Below are 1,462 nucleotides of genomic sequence, written 5' to 3' on the forward strand. Positions count from 1 at the left end.
CAAACCGACAAAGTGCCCTCATCCCTGCTGTTCCGTGCCGGCGGCGTCAATAGCGTGCGCGGTTTCGAATACGAGAGCCTGGGCGTTGCCGGCCCCAATGGCTCGGTCTTGGGCGGGCGGGTGATGGCAACCGGTTCGCTGGAATATCTGTTTACTGTTGCACCGCACTGGCGTCTGGGCCTGTTCCACGATATGGGTAATGCCGCCGATAGCTGGAAGCATTTCGAACTGGCCCGCAGCTTCGGCTTCGGTGTGCGCTGGCTAAGCCCGGTGGCACCGATCGCCTTTGATCTGGCGCGTGGCGATACCGACCGCAAATGGCGCTGGACCATGAGTCTGGGCCTGCCTTTCTGAACGAATACCGATGATGCCGAATACTGAGCCACCACCGCAGGATGCCCCTGCGCCCGAACCTTCCGCCCCGCGCCGGCGCTGGGGCCGGCGTATCCTGCTTGCCTTGCTGGCCATGCTGTTTGCCGTTTTCGGTGCACTGGGCTGGTTAACCGGCAGCGAAGCCGGCTTTGCCCGGCTGTGGCAGCTGGCGGCTCAGGCCAGTCAGGGTGCGCTATCGGTTGCCAGGGTCGAAGGCACCTTGTGGCGCGGCTTCCAGTTGCAAGGCCTGCGCTGGCAGACGCCGCTTAAGCGTATCGAGCTATCCCGTATCGCCTTGGATTGGCAGCCGGGCGCGCTGTGGCAGCGCAAGCTGATCATTAACCGGCTCGAACTGGGCAGTGTGCTGCTGGATGACCGTAGTCCCGCCTCGGGCGAGCCCTTAAGCGCGCCTGCATCGCTTGCCTTGCCGCTGGATATCGAGGTCAGCCATGTGTCCTTGCAAAGCTTGAGTCTGCAGCCGCAGGCACTGGTGTTCCAGGACCTGGCCGGCTCCTACCTTTATCAGGGTGGACAGCATGCGCTGGCGCTGGAGTCGCTGCATTCGCCCTGGGGCAGTGCCGCCGGTTCGCTGGCATTGGCGGCCGACGCGCCTTTTGCACTGGGCGGGCGGGTGGAGCTGGGGGGCGAACTGGATGGACGCAAGGTGCAGGCCTATGCCAACCTGGGTGGCTCCTTGCTGGCGCCCACACTTGCGCTCAAGGGAGAGGCTACCGGGGTGGTGGCCGAGGTGGACGGGCAGTTTGTGCCGTTTGCTCCGGTGATTTACCGCAAGATCAAAACCCTGTCGATACGGCTGGGTAATATCAATCCGGCCATGCTGTTTCCCGGCGCGCCGCAAGGGGATGTCAGCCTGATGCTGACCCCCAGCCAGCTCTCGGGTGCGCCACTGAGCGGTCGCGCTGAGGCGCACTGGCAGGCCGACCGCTTAAGCCGGCTCAATGCCTCTTTGCTATTGGGCGGCAACCGGTTGCAGGCCAGCGGCGCTTACGGCAAGCCGGGCGACAAGCTGCAACTTTTGTTGCAGGCCGACAATCTGGCGCTGCTGGGGCCCGCCTTTGCCGGGCGTGCC

Annotated in this window: 1 protein-coding gene and 1 pseudogene; both read left to right on the forward strand. The window is 64.4% G+C overall.

Annotated elements, in window-relative coordinates:
* A partial coding sequence (locus EGI20_RS18605; RefSeq protein WP_498632244.1) for a BamA/TamA family outer membrane protein occupies nucleotides 1-354 on the forward strand: 354 nt, incomplete at its 5' end.
* A gap of 10 nt (nucleotides 355-364) precedes the next feature.
* Nucleotides 365-1,462 (forward strand): annotated as a pseudogene (locus EGI20_RS18610) (hypothetical protein); the annotation flags it as partial.

The organism is Aquitalea sp. S1-19, from assembly GCF_024343515.1.